This is a genomic window from Lentzea sp. NPDC042327, assembly GCF_040647275.1.
GTDB lineage: Bacteria > Actinomycetota > Actinomycetes > Mycobacteriales > Pseudonocardiaceae > Lentzea.
Genome location: NZ_JBEZBX010000006.1, coordinates 168526 through 188343, shown reverse-complemented (window position 1 = coordinate 188343; position 19818 = coordinate 168526). Strand labels below are relative to the sequence as shown.

The following is a 19818-nucleotide window of genomic DNA, read 5'->3' as shown; positions in this document are numbered from 1 at the left end:
GCTGCCCGCTGCTAGAGCAGGTGGTGGTTGCCGCCGGCGGACCGGTCGTCGGCGGGCTGGGTGGTCGCGTACGGGTCCTGCTGGTCACCGGGGAAGTCGGCGGACGCGTGCTCGTCGAGCACCTGGAGGGAGAGCGCGGGGCTCACGTCGACGCGGTCGCCGACGGTGAACCGCCTGGTCTCCCCGTACGGCGTGTGCAGCGTCAGCCGCCCTCCGCTGCGGTGCAGCACGTAGCTGTCGTCACCGCCCGCGGAGTGGGCGAGCTGCGGCACCCCCGCGCCGGCCTCCCCGAGGTGGAAGCGGAACCGCGCCGACGGCTGCTCCGGTGCCGCGAGGTCACCGCGCGACCGGTGTCCCTCGAAGAGGTGGACGACGAGTCCGCGGACGTCCCTGCGACGGCGCCACATGATGAACAGCACCAGCGCCGTCGTCGCGACCGCGGCGACCCCGACGGCGATCGCGATCTCCGTCAACGGCGGCGGCGTCGCGACGGTCGCGGTCAGCTGCCACTCGTAGATCACGGACGCGGGCTGCTCGTCGTCGACCACCCGCAGCGTCACCGCGTTGGCGCCCTCGACGGTGTCGGCTGCGAAGGTCAGGTCGAACTCGAACGTGCTGGTGCCCGACGGCGGCAGCTCCACGACGGTCTGCTCGCCGGGGATGGTCGCGAGCGTGCCGGGAGCGGGGTCCGCCACCAGAATTCTGGCCTTGCGCGCACGACCGGAGTTGTTGGTGATGGTGACGGACCCCTTCATCGACCCGCCGGGCGCGACCTTCCGGTCCGAGTTGCCGAACGTGCCGGTGGCGGTGAAGACCGGGGGACCGCTGACGATCGCCGCCTCGACGGTCCTGGTGTCGCTGCTGACGCCGATGCCGGCCACCGTGCCGCTGAACTTCACCGACCCCTTCGCCTGGTCGGGGATCGTGGTCCTGCCGGTGTAGATGCCGTCCTGGCCGCGGCTGTCCCCGTTCTGCGCGTCGTCGTTGAGCACGATCGGCGTCGTGAAGCCGTCGCCCGTCACGTCGGCGGTGAACGAGAGGTCCGCGAGTGCGGCCGGGTCGGTGATCGAGCGGTTCCTGGTCTGCAGGCTCAGCGCGACCGTGACCTCCTCGCCGGGCCGCGGCGACGGCGGGTTCACGGTCATGCTCGACCGCACCGCACCCTGGTACATGACGACGGTGCTGACGTCGAGCGCGGGCACCCCCGGAGCGGAGGTGATCTTCACGGTCCACGGTCCCGGCAGCGGGTTCACGATCCGCAGCGCCTCCACGACGCCGTTCTCGCCGCTCACCTGGAACGTGGACCCGTCCTGCTCACCCGACTTCGGCACGGTCCGGTTCTGCGGGTCCACGTAGGACACCGAGACGCGGGAGTCGTGCTTGGTCACCAGGATCGACCCGTCGGTCGCGATCACCGGGATGGTGACCTTGGCCTCCGCGGTGCCGCCGCTGCTGAGCGGGGTGCGCTGGATCTCGCTCGCACCGACGCACCGCGCTGCCTGGAAGGCCTTGAGCAACGCCTGGGCGACGTCCGCGCTGCTGGTGACGACGGTGGCCGACGGCGTCGGCGACCTGGCCCCGCACCTGCCCTGGAAGGACTCCGCCGCGAACCGGTCGAGCTGCGCGCGGTCGACCTTGCCGAAGCCGAGCGGCCAGATCTGGACCTTCCTGGCGGCCGCCTCCTTGAGCGACTCGCCGATCTGCCGGGAGGCCTCCAGGTTGCGCTGGTTGCCGACGTTGTCCGTGCCGTACCGGGGGCTGTCGCTCACGTTCAGCTCGCCGTCGGTGAGGATGAAGATCAGCTTCGGGCCCTCCTCGTCACCCCGCAGGTAGTTGAGGGCCTGCTGCAGCGCCGCCGCGTGGTCGGTGCCGTCGCCCTGGCCCGCGGCCCGGCTGCGCAGGTTCCGCACGCAGTCGCTGAGCCGCTGGCGGTCCTGGGCGGTGGCGACGGTGCTCGGCGGGCACACCACGTCGACGGGGGACTGGGCACCGTTGTCGCTGCCGAAGCCGACGACGGCGATGGAGCTGGACGGTGCGACCTCGCCGAGCGCGATGAGCGCGGCGGCTTCGCGTTCCCTTTCCACGTCCTGCGCGCTGATGCTGCTCGACTCGTCGACCAGCACCACGATGTGCGCGGGGGTGATCACGGGTTCCGGTTGTTGTTGCTGGTGCCTTGCCGCGCCCGCCGTCAACGGCAACAGCAACGCCGCGGCCGTTGTGCAGGCGAGCACTGAGAGACGCATGAGTCAATTCACCCACTGACGCTGGTGGAATGGTGGACGGACAGGTCGCGGTATTTCGATCGGACCGGCCCACTGCCTCGTTACCGCACTTTCACCGGTGGTGGTCGGCGAAATAACAGCAGGTCAGCCTATTCCAGTGCACGTGGGTTGAATGTGGCTGCGCCGAGCGGGTGAAAAATTGAAGGCAGTGAAACGCGGTCACGCATGGTCGCGATTATGCCTGGTCGTCCAGCCGGGAGTCATGGACAAAAAATGGTCAACATCCGACCGGTCGTGATGTCAAGAACGCACGCGAAACGCACCGATAGGACACGTTTATGCGCAGCGCCGGTCAGAACTGGGCGACGGCTTCCGGGGCGTAGCCGTAGAAACCGGGCAGACCACCCGTGTGGAGGAACACGACGGGCTTCGCGAGCGCCGGGACGAGGCGCTCGAACGCCACCGCGGCCTTGCCCGTGTACACCGGGTCCAGGACCACCCCTTCGGTGGACGCGAACAGCTTCAGCGCGGCCCACACCTCGTCGGTCGGCACGCCGTAGCCGGGGCCGATCGTGTCGTCGGTGACGGTGACGTGGCCGAGTCGTGGGGCGGGGTGGCCGAGCAGGGCGGCGGCGCCGGTGGCGAGCTGGTGGAGCTCGGAGGTGGCGTCGGCCGCGCTGTGGGACACGCTGGCGGCGTGGACGGTGCCGGGCCAGCCGAGCAGTTCGGTGCCCAGCGCGATGCCCGCGGCGGTGGCGCCGGAGCCCTGGGGGACGACGACGCAGGCGTCGTCGATGCCGCGGGCGGTCAGCTGGGTGACGAGCTCGGTGGCGGCGGCGACGTAGCCGAGGGTGCCGAGGGCGTTCGAGCCGCCGACGGGGAGGGTGACGGCGCCGGGGTGGTTGACGCGGTCGTAGGTCTCGGCGGTCTCCTCGGCCGTGGCGCAGATGTGGACGTTCGCGCCGAACATGTGGTCGAGGACGACGTTGCCGGACCGCTCGTAGGCGGGGCCGGTCATCGGGACCTTGGCGGTGAGCACGAGCTCGCACCGCAGGCCGAGCTTGGCGCAGGCCGCGGCGGTCTGGCGGCCGTGGTTGGTCTGCAGCGCGCCGAACGTGATGACGGTGTCCGCGCCCTGCTCCAGGGCCGCGCCGAGGAGGAACTCGAGCTTGCGGAGCTTGTTGCCGCCGGCGCCCAGGCCGTTGACGTCGTCGCGCTTGAGCAGGACCTGCGGGCCGCCCAGTGCGGCGGTCAGGCGCGGGGCGTCCTCCAGCGGGGTCGGCCAGCTGCCCAGTGCCACGCGGGGGAATGCGCTCAGGTCCACGGGGCGAGCCTAGTCGCCTCATCGGGCTCCAGAGCCGGGCCGACGCCGTGCAGCACCCGCGCCAGCACCTCGATGCCGCGCACGACCCGCGGGCCGGGGCGGTTGAAGTACGAGGGACCGTCCAGCACCCACGTCTCGGGGAACACCTGGTCGGGCAGCTCGGTCAGCGTTCGCCCGATCGGGAAGCCGCACGGGACGAGCAGCACGACGTCCGGCCGCGCCGCGTGCACGGCCTCCCACGTGGTCGGCCCGGTGTGCTCACCGGGGGCGGCGAGCAGCGGGACACCGCCTGCCTTGGTGATCTGCTCCGGCACCCAGTGCCCGGCGGGCCACACCGGGTCCAGCCACTCGATCGCGGCCACGCGCGGGCGGGACAGGCCCGCGGTCAGCCGTTCGACGTGGTCGATCCGGACGCGCAGGCGGTCGATCCGCTCGGCGCTGTCCACTCCGAGCACGTCGCCGACGGTCTTCAGGCAACCGAGGACCTCGTCCAGGGTGGAGGGTTCGAGGCTCAGCACCACCGGGCCGGCGTCCATCAGCCGCACGGCCGCGGACACGCTCTCGTAGGAGACCGCGCACACGTCGCACAGGTCCTGAGTGAGGACGACGTCGGGCTTGAGGTCGTGCAGCAGCTCCACGTCCAGGCCGAAGACCGACGAACCGCGGTGCACGGTCGCGGAGATCTCCCGGCTGCTCACCGCGTCCTGGTCGACCGCGGTGCCCGTGACCACCGGGACGTCCGCGACCGACGGCGGCCAGTCGCACTCGTGGGTGCGCCCGACGAGGTGTCCGGCGAGGCCCAGCTCGGCGACGATGTCGGTCGCGGCGGGCAGCAGCGAGACGATCCGCACCTCAGACCTCCCTGCCGAACTCGGCGTACCGCGTGGAACCGCTTTCCAGCGCGGCGAGGGCGAGGGTCAGCCGCCGGTGCAAAGAGGGGTAGATCCGCGGCCTGGCCTCGTCGAGTCCCAGGTACACCACGGACTCCAGCTCGGGGTCGTGCGCGACGGCACCGTCGAGCACCCCGCCGTCGAAGACGAACTGGTGGCAGTCGCGCCACACGCCGTTGCGCGGTGTCCAGTCCACGACGAGCAGCCGCCCGAGCGGGAGGTCGACGCCGAGCTCCTCGCGGACCTCCCTGCGCGCGGCGGCCTTCGGCGACTCGTCGTCCTCGGTCATGCCACCCGGGATGTCCAGCACGGACTTGTAGGTGGGCACCACGAACAGCACGCGTCCGGTGGAGTCGCGGACCAGCGCACCGCCGGCACCGGTCTTGGTGGGACGGCGGGAGGCGACACCGGGGTCGTGCTCGGGCTCGGGCGGACCCTCGTCGAGGACGTCCGCGGCGAACGCGGCGGGGTCGCCGCAGTGCTGTGCGGTCATACGCCGATGATCACACCAGCGGGTGATTCACGCGCGCACCGGCCCAGCCGTCCGTGCCTGGTGAGCGGTACCGCGGGTGATGACTGTGCGCAACCAAACGACCCAGGGAGTACGCTGGGCGCTGTAACTCCGTGCGATCAATCGCCGATGTTCGAGTCGACATCGGTGGAGGTGACGCCAATGGGGGCAACCGGTGCCGCCAAGCGCAGACACGAGGGACATTCGGCCCCGTGGTCCGTGGTCGGGCTGACCGTCGTGTTCGTGGTGGTGGCCCAGGTCCAGTTCGCCATCGCCCTCGCGGAGAAGGTCCTGTGGCCGGTCGCGACCGGCGTGCTGCTGCTGGCCGCGGCGGTCGCGTTCGTGAAGACGGCGCGCAGGCTGCGGTGGGAGGACAGCGACCCGTACGAGGTCCCGAGGGAGCCGGCCAGGCCGCTTCCGCAGGCCGGGTACGAGCCCCACGTCGACGCCGACGGCAGTCTCGCCCGCGCGGTCGGCGACGTGGTCCACGCCTCCCGGCGCTGGCGGGCCTGAGCACCCCGCACCCGGACCGGGCCGGACGACGAGGCGGCCCGGTCGTCGTGGCGTGCCCGCTCAGCCGAACAGGCCCAGCTCGTTCGCGACCGTGCCCGCCCGGTACACCAGGTCCGGCCGCACCTGCCCGACCGCCGCGAAGTCCACCGAGCCGAACAGCTCGCGCAGCCGCGGCGCGCAGTCCTCCCGCCCGCCCTCGTGCAGCCGCAGCAGCGCGTCCAGCATCGGCACCTCGTAGCTGCCCGGCGTCACCGCGGACCGCACCTCGTCGAACACCCCCAGCAGCTCGTCGTCGGGCCCGCCGCGGCCGACCCGGTCCCACAGCTGCGCCACGAACCCGCTGCTCGCGCTCAACCCGGTCTTGGCGAGCCTGCCCAGCGTCTCCGCGCTCACGGTGAGGTCGCGGCGCAGGCAGTCGAGCACCAGGTCGGGGAAGCGGTCGGCCCAGCACAGGTAGTGCCACGCCCGCTCGCCCGGCGCCACCGGTGAGGCGGCCAGCTGCACCAGCGCCCGCGCGTAGTCGACGTCGAACCGCACGTCCGGCAGCGCCTCGAAGGCGTGCTTGAACTCGTTGGCCGCCGGGTCGCCGGTGAACCGGGCGTCGAGCGCCGCCTCGCGCAGCGACACCCGCCGCGCCAGGCCGTCCAGCTCGACCGAGGTCGGCAGCGCCGTGCCGATCGCCAGCGTCACGTGCAGCGGGTCGTCCCACCGCACGTAGACCGACTCGATCAGGGTGCGCCACTCCGCGTCGGTCAGCTCCGCCTTCCACAGCCCCGCGAGCTTCGACCAGTTCCGCACGCCGAGCTCGCGCGACCCGCACACCCGCGCGAGCACGACGTGCAGCAGCACCAGGTTCAGGCTGTAGATGGCGTACCGCGCCGGTTCCTGCCGCGGCACCGGCAGGTAGGACTCCAGCGACCGCGGCCTGCGCATCCGCGAGAGCGAGAACAGCCGCTGCACCAGTGCTTTCAGCTCCTCGCGGTAGCGGGCGGCACCGGCCATCTCCACCAGGAACTCGATCACCGGGTTGCTGGAGGTCAGCGGCGCGAACGACAGCAGCGCCCACAGCATGCTGTCGTCGGGCTGGGCACCGGTGATCCGCCGCCCGGCCGACTCGCGCTCGCGCAGGTCGTTCAGCACCGTCCAGGTGAACCGCGCGACCAGGAACTCGCCGAACGTCGCGTGCAGGAACTCGTAGGTGTGCAGGCGGTGCTCGTCGCGGATCGCCATCGCGCACTGCACGAAGAAGAACCGCCCGACCACCCGGTCGCCCTCGCTCAGCGGCCGGCGGATGCCGTGCCTGGGCTGCGGCACACCGGGGTGCAGTAACGCCGTCATGTCCTCGTCGATCGCGTTGCCCGCCACCCACTTGGTGCCGCGCTGGAACATCGCGAACGCCACCACGGACAGCTTCTCCAGCTCCACCTCCACCGGGTCCTCGTCGGGGGCGGCGGTGTCGTGGCCCTTGTCCACCTCGCGGCGGGCGAAGCGGCGCAGCAGCTCCTCGTACAGGTCGACCTTGCCGAGGCTGTCCCGGTGCCGCTGCAGAGCGTTGCCGACGGCGTCGTACAACGCGAGCATCAGCAGCAGGAGCGGCTGCTCGGCGAGGTCGTGGTGGTCGAGCACGGCCTTGGCGGGCAACGGGACCAGCCCGTTCGCGGCGAAGTAGCCGGCGTTGGAGCCGTTCCACACCTCCAGCCACGCCTCGACGTTGGCGTCGCTGAACGGGACCAGCCGCAGCACGTCGGTGTCGAGCGGGATCCGCATGCCGCCCGCGACGCTGATCCGGCTGGTCACGACGAACGCGACCGGCCGTCCCGCGTCGGCGCAGTCCCGCTGGAAGGTCTGCACCCGGTCCAGGAAGTCGGTCTGCGTCACGCCGGTCGCCTGCAGCAGCTCGTCGAACCCGTCGAGCAGCACCACGGGCAGCGCGTCACCGGCCGCGCGCGCCATGGCCGTGAAGCTCACGTCCTCGTGCAGCGCGAGGCCCAGGCCCTGGTCGATCTGCCGGCGCAGGTCCGCCTCCGCCGCCGTGGCCCGCAGCTCCACCCGCACGGTCAGGAAGTCCGCGGCGGGCAGCCGCGCGGCGAGCACCTTCGTCAGCAGCGACTTGCCAGAACCGGGGTCGCCCAGCACCACCAGCGGGTGGGTCACGGCCTTCGGCGAGGTCAGGTGGCCGACCAGGTACCGGTAGAGGTCGGAGCGCGGCGGCTGGTCGCGCCACCAGCCGGACTCGGCCGGGTGGGCGTCCTCGGTCATGGCGACGACCTGGTAGTCGGGGTCGATGTAGGCGGTGCGGGTCAGCGGGATCTCCAGACCGGTCGGCACCTGGCCGGGGTCGATGATCGGCCGGTCCAGCACCGCCCGGTAGCGGGCGGCCAGCGCCGTGCGGCGGTCGTCGGGCGCGGCACCGACCCTGGTGCGGACCAGCGCCTCCTCCAGCCGGGCGAGGCCGGCGGAGACGTGCGCGTCGTGGTCGGCGTGCAACCAGAACGCCAGCTCCGGGTACTCGGCGCCGAGCTTGCGGACCAGCTCCTGGTACCGCTGCAGTGCGGTCAGGTGCAGGTCGGACAGCAGCCGGGTGACCCGGACGCGCTGCTCACCCGTCAGCCGCGCCCAGACCGCCGTGCCCTCCAGCAGCTTCAGCAGGTCGCGGCACGCGCGCCGGTACTGGTCCTCGATCGTCCGCAGGTTTTGGGCGAACGGCCGGCTCGCGCTCGGGAGCACGCCGTCGCCGTCGAAGACGCTGCTGAGCCCGACGAGCGTGTGCTGCTCGTCCTTGTGCAGGCCCAGCTCCGCGAACCGGAACGGCAGCTCGACCTGCTCGAACGCCTCGAACAACGCCACCACGACGATCACGGTGTGGGCGGCGTGCAGCCGTTCCGTCTGGCTGTGCCGGCTCAGGCCCGAGCGCCGCGCACCCGCCTTGACCAGCAGTTCCCTGCTCAACCGGACGAAGTCGGTCTTCGCGTCGAACCAGCCCAGCAGCTCGGTCACCCCGCCCGCGACCCCGCCCAGCAGGGCCAGGCCCACCAGCCGGTCGAGCGCGTCGACGAGCGCGCTCTCCTTCGTGCCGAGGAGCCGGACGGCGTCGGCGTAACTGTAGGTCTTGGCCACCCGTCAAACTCTTGCCGGGTGATCATGAAGTGGGGACGGCGGCTGCGCCGACAGGTCGTTCGGCTCCGATCAACGGTCGCCGCTGATCGGCCGAACGGACCAGTCGGGCTGAACCGGGGTCAAGGTTTTGCGCAAGGTTTTGGGCACGGCCCGCCGAGCAGGCTGTGCGGCGCAAGCAACCTTCGACCCTGAGGGGGGACGAACGTGAAGATCACTTCAGTCGCCGCGGTCGCGCTGTTCGCGGCCACGACGTCGTTCGCGCTGGTGGGGACGGCGAACGCCGCCGACGAGAAGCCGCTGCCGGTCACCACGGGCGCGGCGGACACCGACCAGTCCGGCGTCGGCATCATGGCCTGCTCCGGGCACGCGCACAGCAACAAGGACGCGCGCTCCGGCCAGCTGTTCGACGGCAGCAACGTCAACATCCGCCGCGGCCCGCACACCTCGTGCACGTCCGACGGCCAGGGCCAGCTCTCCCACAACGTCGACTACCACTGCTACGCCGTCGGCGACGCGGTGACCAGGAACGGCATCACCTACACCACGTGGACGTACCTGCGGGACACCACGACCGGGGTGCAGGGCTGGGTCAGCGACTCGCTGCTCGACCTGAACCCCAACGGGTCGCGCGGCAGCCTGGAGGCGTGCTGACCCCGGTCAGCCGCGGGTGAGCCGGGCCAGCAACGCCGCGGTGGCGGCGTGACCGAGGCGGTGGCCGGTGCCGAGGTGGATCCCCAGGGCCTCCTCGCCGCTGGCCACCGCCGCGTCGACGGCGCCGCACGCTGACCAGGCCTGGGCCAGTGCCGTGAGCGCGCGACCGTGCAGGACCCGGAAACCGGCCTCGGCCGCCAGCGCGACCGCCTGCGCGGCGAGACCGGGGTCGGGGCAGCCGAGCGCCACCACCGCGGCGCTCAGCTCGACCAGGGACTCCACCTCGCCGCGCCGGCGACCGTCGGCGCGCGCGAGGTCGAGTGCGTGGCGGTGGCGTTCAGCGGCCTGGGCGAACCGGTTCCACCGGCGGTCGACGAGCCCCAGCGCGTTGTGGGCGTCGGCCTCCGCGGCCAGGCAGCCGGTCTCGCGGGCCAGGTCGAGCGCCTGCTCCGCGTGCACCTCCGCCCGGTCGTGCGCGCCCAGAGCGCAGTCGGCGAGCGCGAGCTGCGCGAGTGCCGCCGCCTCCAAGCCGCGTGCGCCGAGGTCCAGGCGCAGCACGGTGGTGCAGAGCCGGAGTGAACGGGGGAGGTCGCCCAGCTCGAAGGCGATCCGGGCGAGCAGGCAGAGCCCGGTGGCCTCGCCGAGCCGCGAGCCGTGCGCGCGGTGCAGGTCCACCGCGCGCTGGCAGTGGCGTTCGGCGAGACGCAGGTGACCCATTTCGTAGTAGACCTCGCCGAGGTCGCAGAGCACCCCGGCCTCGGGCACCTCCGCGCCGAGCGAGCGGACCACGGCCAGTGCGCTCGCGTGGCAGATGGCGGCGGCGCGCAACCGGCCGCGGTGGCGGTGCAGGGTGCCGAGGTGACCGAGCGCGGTGGCCCGCACCTCGTCCCAGCCGGTCCGTTCACCGAGCCGGCGGGCCTGCTCGAAGTGCTCCTCGGCGAGCGCGCGCTCGCCCAGTCCGAGCCGGGCCGTCGCGACCGCGAGGTGCAGCACGGCCTGCGCGCGCAGGCCACCGTCCACAACGGACGCCCGCAGCCCCGCGGTCGCCGTGTCGAGCAGGTCGTCGTGGTGCTCCCGCACGGAGAAGTAGCCGTGCAGCGCGTCCGCGAGCTCCCACACCAGCGGCCCGCTCCCGGTGCGGACCAGCGCGAGGAGGTTGTGCCGCTCGGTGTCCAGCCACGCCAGCGCCTCGGCGCGGCCGGTGAACGGCGAGCGCACCGGCGGCCACGGCAGGTGCGGCACCGCCGGGTGCACCAGCTCGGCGGCGGCACGGGCGGTGCCCAGGTACCAGCCGGCCAGCCGCCGCACCGCCGCCGGGTCCGCGCCGAGCTGCCGGGCGTAGAGCCGCAGCAGGTCGTGCATCGCGAACCGGTCCGGCGCGGTCTGCTCGACCAGGTGCGCGGTCCTGAGCACGTCCAGCAACCGGTGCGCGGCGGGCAGGTCCACCCCGGCCAGCGCGGCGGCCGCTGCGGCACCGTGGTCGGGGCCGGGGTGCCACCCGAGCAGCCGGAACAGCCGCGCCGCAGGCTCCGGCAACGCCCGGTAGGACCACGAGAACACGCTGCGCACCGCCGAGGCCGGGTCGCCGGGCACGTCCAGCGCACCGGGGTCCGCCAGCTCCGCCACCAGGTCCGCCAGCCCGGCCGCCCGTTCCGCCGCCACCCGCAACGCCAGCGGCAGCCCCGCACACCGCCGCACCAGCTCGGTCGCCGCCGGCAGCTCCGCGGCCACCCGCTCCGCCCCGAGCACCCGCCGCAACAGCTCCAGCGACTCGGCCGCACCGAGCCGCCCCACCGTGATCCGGCGCGCGCCGTCGCGGGCCACCAGTCCCGCGAGGTCGTCCCTGCTGGTCACGAGCACCGCGCAGCCGGGCCGCCCCGGCAGCAGCGGCCGCACCTGCTCGGCCGACCGCGCGTTGTCCAGCAGCACCACCATCCGCCGCCCGGCCAGCGCCGACCGGTACAGCGCGGCCCGCTCGTCCACGCCGGGCGGGATCCGCTCCACCCCGAGCGCCCGCAGAAACCCCTCCAGCGCGGTGGACGGGGCCATCGGCTCCGCGGTGCCGTAGCCGTGCAGGTCCACGTACAGCTGCCCGTCGGGGAAGTCGCCGCCGTGCCGGTGCGCCCAGTGCACGACGAGCGCGGACTTCCCCACACCGCCGGTGCCCACGACCACCGACAGCCCGGGACCGAGCTCCCGCAACGCCTCCGCACGCCCGACGAAGTGCGGGACACCGCAGGGCACCTGCGCCGGTGGCCGCGCCTCGGCGGGTGTCGTTCGGGGCGGTGCCACAGCTTCGGCGGGTGCCGCCGTGTCGGCTGACGCTGCGGTCGTGGCCGGTGCCGTCGCTTGGTCCGGTGCCACAGCCTCGGCTGGTGCCGCCTCTCCGGCTGGTGCCGCCTCTCCGGCCGGTGCCACCGCTTGGGCCCGTGCCGCCACTTCCACCGGTGCCGCCACCTCGGGCGCCTGCCGCAGCAACGCCGTGTGCAGCCGCCGCACCTCGGGCCCCGGGTCGACACCGAGCGCCTCGGCCAGCCGGTCGCGCAGCCCCTGGTAGGCCGCGAGCGCCTCCGCCTGCCGCCCCGACCGGTACAGCGCCAGCATGAACTGCCCGGTCAGCCGCTCGTCCAACGGGTGCTCGCGCACCGCCGCGGCCAGCCCGGTCACCAGCTCGCCGTGCAGTCCCAGCTCCAGCCGCAGGTCGACCCGGTCCAGCTCGGCGCAGAACCGGTGCGCTGCCAGGCCTTCCCGCACGTCGTCGAGCCACGGCGTGCTCAGCCCCGCGAACGCCGCACCCCGCCACAACCCCAGCGCCCGGTCGAACGCCGCCAGCCGGGCGGCCGGGTCCGGCTCGGCCCGCCCCCGCGCCAGCAACCGGTGGAACCGGTGCAGGTCGACGTTCTCCGGGTCCACGGCGAGCACGTACCCGCCGCAGCGCCGGGTGATCTCCACCTCCAGCCCGCGGCACGCCCGCCGCAGCCGGGACAGGTACGCGTACAACGTGTCGCGCCCCTGCCGCGGCACGGCGTCACCCCACGCCCGGTCCAGCAGCTGGTCCGCCGACACCACCTGGTTCGCGTCCACGAGCAACGCGGCCAGCACACACCGCCTTCGGCCGTGCCCGAGCTCGACGACCTGGTCCCCTCTCCCGGCCGTCACGGTCCCGAGCAGCCGGAACTCGACTCCCCCCATCCGATGTGCATAGCACGCCGATGGACCTGTCCGGGGCGGGTTCGGCAATTCGTTCGCCCGACGGGAGCAGCCGTGGCGCACAACGCCCCCGCACGACGGTTCCTGCCTAGGCGTGCGAACGGACGTCCCGTCCCGATTCCACGCGCTGGTGGAACTCGGCGATGTGCCGCCACATCGCGACCGGGTTGGAGTACACGGGCAGGTGGCCGCTGTGCGGGATCTCGGCGAGCTGCACGCCGTTCGCGTCGAGCTTCGGCAGGTACGGCAGTGCCGCGTGCTCCTCGCCGTACAGGAACATCTTCGGGCACGGCAGCGACAGGAACCGCGTCAGCAGCTCACCCCGGTCGGACAGCTCCACCATGGACGAGAGGAGGCCGTGCGCGGCGGCGCGGCGGACCTTGTGCGGCAGGCTCGCGGCGTACAGGGCGCCGGCGTAGTGCGGCGTGCGGCGGACGTCGTCGGCGAACGCGGCGAGGAAGTCGCCGCGGTGCCCGGTGGTCGCAGGCCGGCTGAGGAAGCAGTCCTGCGGCGTCAGGTTGCCGTGCATGTTGACGAAGCTCAGCACCCGGCCGGGCTGGCGGTGGGCGAACAGCAGACCGGCCACGCCGCCCATCGAGTGACCGACGAGGTGGAACCGGCCCAGACCCAGCCGGTCCGCGACCGCACGGGTGGTGTCGGCGAGGAACGGCAGGTCGACGGCGGCGAGGTCGGCGCATTCCGAGGCGCCGCAACCGGGTGCGTCGAAGGCGAGGACCGGCCGGTCGTGGAACGCCGGGCGCAGCACCACGTCCGCGTAGTCCTCTTTGGTGCCGCCGAACCCGTGCAGGAACACCACCGGGGCGAGCCGGCCGGTGCGGTGGGTGGTGGCGATCTTCAGGTTCACCCCGTTCACCCGGAGTCCCAGCAGTTCGTGGACGGTGGCGTGCTGTGGTGCCATGAGAGGCCTTTCCCCGACGCGGGCGCGGTCTGCGAACCGGGCGACAGCATGGCATTCCATGTGATCGCTCACAAGTAGTTGAACGATTGATCATCTTGGCGTGACACTGCTCGGCGGGGCTCGCGCGTCCCTGCGGCGAAAGGTGAATGTGAACGCGAACACCGACCGCTCGCGATCGGCGCTCCGTGATCGGTTCGTTGCTGGACGGCGTTGCCCCGCCTCGCGAAGATGAGGCGCGCACCCGCTCCGCACCCCGTTCCCCGACCAGCACCGGACCGCCACCTCCCGATGAGAAGACCCCTGCCGGCCGTCCTGCTCGCGGTGCTGCTGCTGACTGCCTGCAGCGCCGAGCCGACCCCGCCGCCGAACCCCAGCCGCCCCACGCCGACGTCGCCGGTCACCGACGTGCCGCTGCCGGAGGACGTCCCGCAGCTCGTGCGCGCGGTGCCGGACCCGGTCACGGTCGAGCTGGCCGACGGCACCCGGCTCCGCATCGCCCTGCTGGCACCGCCCGCCGGGTGCTGGGCGCCGCGGGCGCTGGCGTTCGCGCGCACCACGCTGCTGGCCCGCCCGGTGCTGGTCAAGAGCATCACGCCGGGCGAGGCCAGCCTGACCCTGGAGGACGGCACCGACTACGCGCTGCTCGCCGTGCGCGAGGGCGTGCTGCGCGCCCAGGACGCGGACGGCGGCCGGTACACCGACGCGGAAATGGCGGCGGCACAGGCGGATCGCGGCCTGTGGGGTCCGCCGTGCGACGGGATGGACGCACCCTGGTCGACCAAGGCGGTGGCACCCACACCGGTGACGACCACGCAGCCTCCCGTCCGCACCACGACACGACCGCGCCCGCCGTGCTCGGTCGGCTACGTGGTCACAGCGGAGTGGCAGGGCGGGTTCACCGCCGACGTGACGCTGCGCAACACCGGCACGTCCCCGGTCAACGGCTGGACGGTGGGCTGGACGTTCGGCAACGGCCAGGCCGTGACCCGGATGTGGCGGGCGAAGCTGTTGCGCGGCACCGGTTCCGTTCGCGCGATGAACGAGGACTACACCGCCGCGATCGCACCCGGCGGCACGGTGTCGTTCGGTTTCAACGGCAGCGTCCACGGCGCCAACCCGGAACCGGCCGCGTTCACGCTCAACGGCAGCACCTGCGCGGTCGAGTAGGGCTCGCTCCACAAAGGACCGGTCGGTCCCGGGCCGCCCGAGTGGCTAGTGCCAGAAGATCCCGCCGTTCTCGACCCTCGCGCCGGGCAGCGCGGCCGCGGTGTGCTCCAGCAGCGCCGCAGTCGACGGGTACGTGTTGACGCCCTCGAACGCCGGGATCGACTGCGGGTCCAGCTGCCCGACCGCACCGCACCGGTCACCCGGCCGCAGCTCCACGACGAGGGCGCAGCCCGTGTCGTCGAGCGCGATCGGCAGCCACGCCGGGTTCCACCCCCAGAACAGGTCCTCCTCGCCCTCCTCGACCTCGGACCAGTCCTCGTCGTCCTCATCGGAGAAGTCGTCGATCTCGTCGGCCTGGCGCCGGGCGAGCTCACCGGTCCGCCGCCGCCAGTCCTCGACCGCCCAGTCCAGCGGCAGCGGTATCCACCGCCGCGGCACCAGGAAGCTCGCCGGCCGCATGGACGTGCCGTCGTGCCGCAGCCACGACTCCACCAGGTCCGCGGGGAACCGGTGCCCGACCTCCTCCTCGGCGGCCGCGATGGCGGCGGCGGTCGCGGGCGGCCTCAGCACGTGCGCGACACCGTTGGCACGGCACCAGTCCTCGATGCGGTCCCAGGACCTCGACACGGTCATCCCGTGATCATGCCCGGCATCGTCGTACGCACGTACTCGGCGTCGCGCAGGTACAACCGGTCGTGACCGTCGGCGATGTGGCGCGCGAACGCCCGGTCACCCGCGTCCGCCCGCGCGTGCATGAGCTCGACGAGCGCGGTGAGCCGTTCGGCGACCGCGGCCACCAGCCCCGAGCGGTCCGCCAGCCCGTAGGCGTTGCAGAACCTCGCCGCCCTGGCCGCCTGCCGCGCAGCGGTGCCGAACCCGTCGTGGTTGTCCGGGTGGGTGAGCGGCGCCCACCGGTACACCGCGTACGCCACGTCCCACAGCCGCGGCGCCGGGTGCGCGGTGTCGAAGTCGATCAGCGCGACCGCCGTCGTGCCGTCCAGCACGCAGTTGTAGGGCGCGAAGTCGCCGTGGCAGACCACTTCCGCAGGCTCTCGCACAGGCATCATCCAGCCGGTGCGGTGGTCGTAGCTGGCCGTGGCGTCGTGGTAGGACCGCAGCAGCCGTGCGGCGCTGACGAGTGCCTCCTCCGACCGCGCGGCGGGGGAGAGCGGGTAGTTGCAGACCTCGCCCGGGAAGAACGTGAGGATCTCGCGGCCCTCCTCGTCGATGCCGTGGAAGTCCGGCGCGCCGGTGAAACCGCGCTCACGCAGGTGCCGCAGCAGCCCGTGCACGCGCGGCGACCACGGGCCGACCGGGCGGCGCACCGTCTGACCGACGCGATAGACGTCGTTGATCCCTCCGCCTGTCAACCGTTCCACCGAACCACCCCGTCCGTGACACCATCACGCCCATGCCTGCACAGTGGCTCGCGGTCCGCGCCCACCTGCTCGAACACCGGCACGCCCTCGCGGTCAAGGCCGCCGCGGAGTACCCGGACGTGCCGAAGGTGGCCGGGACCCCGCTGCTCACCGCCGCCCACTGGACGCCGGCGCAACCGGTGCCGCTGCACGATCTCACGCTGGAGCTCAAGCAGGCCAACGAGTTCCGGCTCACGGCCGGCGGGCTGCCGGAGGGCTTCCGCAGCTACTCCGAGGCGATGGCGGCACTGGCGGCGCCCGCGGTGTTCGAGAACCGGCCGACCTACCGGCTGCTCGGCTTCACCGGCCGGCACCTCACGTTCGGCATCGGGTCGTACTTCGACGGCATCGACGTGGGCGAGGCGTGCGCGCACGAGTACGCGGCGCGCGAGCTCGGGCACGCCGACGCGATGCCGTTGCGCGCCGCGGTCGGCGACCCGTGCGACCCGTCCCGGCGGCCGGTGAACGTCGCGATCAGCACGCTGACCATCCGGCACGACCGGGCCACCGGCGCGGCGACGTTCTTCCTGCACTGGCGGGACCCGCGCAAGGTCGGGCACGCGGGCGGGCTGTACCAGGTGCTGCCGGTCGGGGTGTTCCAGGCCGCCACCGACCCGGTGAACGACTTCTCGTTGTGGCGCTGCATGGTCCGCGAGTTCGCCGAGGAGCTGCTCGGCGCCCCCGAGGAGTACGCGGGTCCGGTCGACTACGACGGCTGGCCGTTCGCGCGGCGGCTGGCCGAGGCGCGCGTCTGGTACCTCGGAACGGGCGTGGACCCGTTGACGTTCGCGACGGACGTGCTCACGGTCGCGGTGTTCGACGCGACGCTGTTCGACGAGCTGTTCGGGGACCTGGTGGCGCACAACGACGAGGGCCGCGTGCTGGCCGGTCTCGGCTTCACCGCCGAGAACGTCGAGCGGTTCGTCCACGACGAACCGACGCAGGCGGCGGGTGCGGCGCTGCTGGCGCTCGCGTGGCAACACCGGGAGACGCTGCTCGTCAGCGCCTGAACGGGTTGGGCAGGTGCGCCCACTCCTTCGTCGCTGGGTCGAGCCGCATCAGCGTGAGCGGTTTCGCGGGAATCGGGTCGTGCAGCAACGCGTGCCGGTCCGGCGTGTCCGGTACGGCGTCCGCGACGACCCGCCAGAGCTCGTCCGCCGGTGCCTCCAGCGCACCGACGAGCCCGGTCAGCGCGGTGGCGAAGAACGTGGCGAACGTCTTGGCGCGCAGCGCCTCCCGGTCGGCGTGCAGCCGGTGCGGCAGCTCCGGCCTGGGGCTGACCCGGATGTCCGCGAGGTCGCGGTAGACCAGCCGCCGCGGTCGCCCGTCCACGAGCCCGACCAGCAGGTTCTGCTCGTGCGCCTCCAGCGCCACACCCCTGGCCAGCAACGTCATGAGCGGCGGCACCGCCAGCGCGGCGAACTCCGCGAGCCACTCGACCGGGTCGCCGAGCCCGCTGATCGGCGGCTGTCCGCCGTCGACCGGGCGAGCCGTGAGCGCGGCGAGCGGCAGCAACGTCTCACCCCCGTGCACCACCGGCCGGTCCCGCAGGATCACGCCGAGCTCGCGGTCGGGTTGCCCGTCCACCAGCACCGCCGCGGCGGCCCGGTTGCGCTGCAGCTCGATGCCCTCGACCGTGCGCTCCAGGAACTCCGACACCTCGGTCGCGGTGACGATCGAGCCCGCCGAGATGTCCCGCACGGCCGAGGTGAGCTGCGCGCTCAGCGTCGTCTTCACGTGCCAGTCGCCCGCCGACAACGTCCGCAGGGCCATCAACGGGTGCGCGTCGAGCGTTCCGATCGAGTGAACTTCCTTACGCCCGGCCTGCCACGGGTGCACCGGCAGCAGGACCGCCCGGCCGTCCCGCAGCTCGTCCGGCCAGTCCCCGAACACCACGTGGTCCTCGGCCGGGTGCAGCCGCAACGCCACGACGGGCCGGTGCTCCGGCCCGTACGCGAGGTGGTCCGCGGCGGTGAACCCGGTCCGGTTGCGGCAGCACGGGTGCAGCGGGTGCCCGTCCACGACGCTCTGCTCGTGCTCCTCCAGCGACCGCCGCAGGAACGGCGTGGCCAGCGGTTTCGCCGTCCGCGCCAACGCCAGCCCCGCCACGCTGTGCGCGACCTCCCCGGCGAGCCGCTCACTGCCCGGCCACTGCCGCACGACGTCGGCGGGGTGCCCGGTGAGCCGCTCGACCGGCGGCACCGGCTCGACCGCGACCGCCCGCAGGAGCCGGGCGAGCACCGCCTCCCGCGCACCCGGCAGCCCGGTGAGGAACCGCTCGGCCCGCTCACCGTCCAGAGCGGCGGCGAATTCCGCCTCGACCTGCGTCTGCGTGAGAATGACGTGATCCTGACACATCGCCAGAGGGAACACAGGTGGAAGCGAACTCCGACCCCGACGGCATCACCGCGACCGCGTTGCTGAACTGCCTGCGCCGCGAGGTCGCCGAGGTGACCACCACCGCGGACCACCTCGTCCTCCGCCTCCCGCACACCGGCGCCGTGCTCCGCGCGCGGACCGGCCGCTGGCCGTCGTCCCCCGAGCTCCACTCCGGCACCTGGCACCCCGTCACCTGGCACGAGCTGGCCGCCCTGGTCGTGAAGGAGCTCGGCAGCGCCCCCGTCGGCTTCCTCGACGAGATCGCCGCCTCCCACTCCGCGATCGCCGCGATCCTCGCCGCCCGCGGCACCCCGCCCTCGGACCTCTACCAGCGCTCCGAACAGGCCCTCGTCGCCGGCCACCGCTACCACCCGGCCCCGAAGAGCCGCGGCACCCTCCCCGCCGCCGCCTGGCTGCCGTACGCACCGGAGACCCACGCGGAGTTCCGGTTGTCCGTGCTGACCGGCGACTTCGTGGACGCGGGCGAGGTGGACCTGCCACCCGGCACCCTCCCGGCCCACCCCCTGCAGCTCTCCCTGCTGGGCCTGCCCGCGGGGGCCGACGGCCCACCGGTCTGGCCGACCTCCTCCGTCCGCACGGTCTACGACCCGGCGGCCGACCTGTTCTACAAGTTCAGCCTCGACATCCAGATCACCAACGACGTCCGCCGCCTCTGGACCTACGACCTGCACTGGATCCCACCCCTGGCCGACGTGCTGAAACCGGTGTTCGCCGACATCGCCGCCACCCACCCCGGCACGGCCTTCCTGCTGGACCACGGCTACCGCACGTCCCCGGCGCACTTCGAGGGCCTGGCCGTGGTCGTCCGCGACGGCATCCGCCGCCACACCCGCCCCGGCGTCACCCCGCTGCTGGCAGCGGGCCTCGCCGAGGGCTTCCCCGGCAACCCGCTCGACGCGCTGACCGACCCCGCCGCCTGGTTCCGCGCGTACGTCGAGGCGGTCGTGCCCCCGGTCCTGCACGCGTTCTTCGCGCACGGCGTGGTGATGGAGAGCCACATGCAGAACGTCCTGGTGGGCGTGGACGCGACCGGCACACCCGTCCAGGCGTTCTACCGCGACCACGAGGGCATGCGCCTGCTGCCGTCGCACTCCGCGCTGCTGTCCGCAGTGGACGGTGACGTGCTCGGCGCCCGCGGCGTGTCCGAGGCGAAGGGGTGGGAACGGCTGCAGTACTGCCTGATCGTCAACCACCTGGTGGAGATCGCCGGGGCGGTGCACGCGCGCCACCCCGGGGCCGACCTCTGGTCCGAGGCCCGCGCGGTGTTCGCCGCCTGCGCCGACGCTCACGGGTCACCACCGCAGCTGGTGTCGTTGCTGGAGAGCCCGGTCGTGCCGGCGAAGGCGAACCTGCTGCTGCGGTGGACCCGTGCGGAAGGGGCGGCGAGCCGGTACGTCGACTGCCCGAACCCGTTGCTCTGAACGGTTCATCGGCGCTGGGCCGTTCGATGTGCTTGCGACTGTTTGAGCTTTGTCG

General features: G+C 73.1%; 15 protein-coding genes. 5 read left to right on the top strand and 10 right to left on the bottom strand.

Going from position 1 to position 19818, the window contains the following annotated elements:
• Positions 1–11 precede the first annotated feature (11 nt).
• From AB0A63_RS17730 to AB0A63_RS17715, 4 genes are all read right to left on the bottom strand, one after another.
• Positions 12–2243 (bottom strand): vWA domain-containing protein, encoded by a 2232-nt coding sequence (locus AB0A63_RS17730; RefSeq protein WP_360391989.1) that lies wholly within the window; start codon positions 2241–2243, stop codon positions 12–14.
• Between the two features lie 331 nt (positions 2244–2574).
• Entirely contained in the window at positions 2575–3546 is a 972-nt protein-coding gene (locus AB0A63_RS17725) for a D-cysteine desulfhydrase family protein (RefSeq protein ID WP_360391986.1), read from the bottom strand.
• Positions 3537–4397, bottom strand: coding sequence for a cobalamin-binding protein (locus tag AB0A63_RS17720; protein ID WP_360391983.1), 861 nt, complete (start codon positions 4395–4397; stop codon positions 3537–3539). Before AB0A63_RS17720 ends, AB0A63_RS17725 begins: the two co-directional genes overlap by 10 nt.
• Before the next feature lies 1 nt (position 4398).
• Positions 4399–4929, bottom strand: coding sequence for an NUDIX hydrolase (locus tag AB0A63_RS17715; protein WP_360391980.1), 531 nt, complete (start codon positions 4927–4929; stop codon positions 4399–4401).
• A gap of 180 nt (positions 4930–5109) precedes the next feature.
• On the opposite strand from AB0A63_RS17715, the gene AB0A63_RS17710 reads away from it, so the two are divergent.
• Entirely contained in the window at positions 5110–5460 is a 351-nt protein-coding gene (locus AB0A63_RS17710) for a hypothetical protein (RefSeq protein WP_360391978.1), read from the top strand.
• A gap of 60 nt (positions 5461–5520) precedes the next feature.
• Here the strand turns inward: AB0A63_RS17710 and AB0A63_RS17705 are convergent, their stop codons facing one another.
• Complete coding sequence (locus AB0A63_RS17705; protein ID WP_360391975.1) at positions 5521–8577, bottom strand: ATP-binding protein; 3057 nt, start codon at positions 8575–8577, stop codon at positions 5521–5523.
• 204 nt (positions 8578–8781) lie between these two features.
• On the opposite strand from AB0A63_RS17705, the gene AB0A63_RS17700 reads away from it, so the two are divergent.
• Complete coding sequence (locus AB0A63_RS17700; protein ID WP_360391973.1) at positions 8782–9228, top strand: hypothetical protein; 447 nt, start codon at positions 8782–8784, stop codon at positions 9226–9228.
• A gap of 6 nt (positions 9229–9234) precedes the next feature.
• Here the strand turns inward: AB0A63_RS17700 and AB0A63_RS17695 are convergent, their stop codons facing one another.
• Positions 9235–12420, bottom strand: a complete 3186-nt coding sequence (locus tag AB0A63_RS17695) for a BTAD domain-containing putative transcriptional regulator (RefSeq protein WP_360391971.1) — start codon at positions 12418–12420, stop codon at positions 9235–9237.
• Positions 12421–12526: 106 nt separating this feature from the next.
• Positions 12527–13357: an alpha/beta hydrolase gene (locus tag AB0A63_RS17690; protein WP_360391969.1), complete on the bottom strand. Its 831-nt coding sequence runs from the start codon at positions 13355–13357 to the stop codon at positions 12527–12529.
• Positions 13358–13645: 288 nt separating this feature from the next.
• Between AB0A63_RS17690 and AB0A63_RS17685 the strand changes: the two genes are divergently transcribed.
• The gene (locus tag AB0A63_RS17685; RefSeq protein WP_360391967.1) at positions 13646–14524 is read left to right on the top strand and encodes a cellulose binding domain-containing protein; all 879 of its coding nucleotides are present in this window, start codon (positions 13646–13648) and stop codon (positions 14522–14524) included.
• 45 nt (positions 14525–14569) lie between these two features.
• Here the strand turns inward: AB0A63_RS17685 and AB0A63_RS17680 are convergent, their stop codons facing one another.
• The gene (locus AB0A63_RS17680; protein ID WP_360391964.1) at positions 14570–15157 is read right to left on the bottom strand and encodes an SMI1/KNR4 family protein; all 588 of its coding nucleotides are present in this window, start codon (positions 15155–15157) and stop codon (positions 14570–14572) included.
• Positions 15154–15903 carry an aminoglycoside phosphotransferase family protein gene (locus AB0A63_RS17675; RefSeq protein ID WP_360391962.1) on the bottom strand — a complete coding sequence of 250 codons (750 nt, stop codon included), beginning with the start codon at positions 15901–15903 and terminating at the stop codon, positions 15154–15156. The genes AB0A63_RS17680 and AB0A63_RS17675 overlap by 4 nt, the downstream gene beginning before the upstream one ends.
• 32 nt (positions 15904–15935) lie before the next feature.
• Here AB0A63_RS17675 and AB0A63_RS17670 point away from each other — a divergent pair, with 32 nt between their 5' ends.
• The gene (locus AB0A63_RS17670; protein ID WP_360391959.1) at positions 15936–16952 is read left to right on the top strand and encodes a hypothetical protein; all 1017 of its coding nucleotides are present in this window, start codon (positions 15936–15938) and stop codon (positions 16950–16952) included.
• On the opposite strand, the gene AB0A63_RS17665 is transcribed toward AB0A63_RS17670, so the two are convergent.
• Positions 16942–18300 carry an IucA/IucC family protein gene (locus AB0A63_RS17665; RefSeq protein WP_360391956.1) on the bottom strand — a complete coding sequence of 453 codons (1359 nt, stop codon included), beginning with the start codon at positions 18298–18300 and terminating at the stop codon, positions 16942–16944. The two genes, AB0A63_RS17670 and AB0A63_RS17665, sit on opposite strands and share 11 nt — an antisense overlap.
• Before the next feature lie 17 nt (positions 18301–18317).
• On the opposite strand from AB0A63_RS17665, the gene AB0A63_RS17660 reads away from it, so the two are divergent.
• The gene (locus AB0A63_RS17660; RefSeq protein ID WP_360391953.1) at positions 18318–19763 is read left to right on the top strand and encodes an IucA/IucC family C-terminal-domain containing protein; all 1446 of its coding nucleotides are present in this window, start codon (positions 18318–18320) and stop codon (positions 19761–19763) included.
• The last annotated feature ends 55 nt before the right edge of the window (positions 19764–19818 follow it).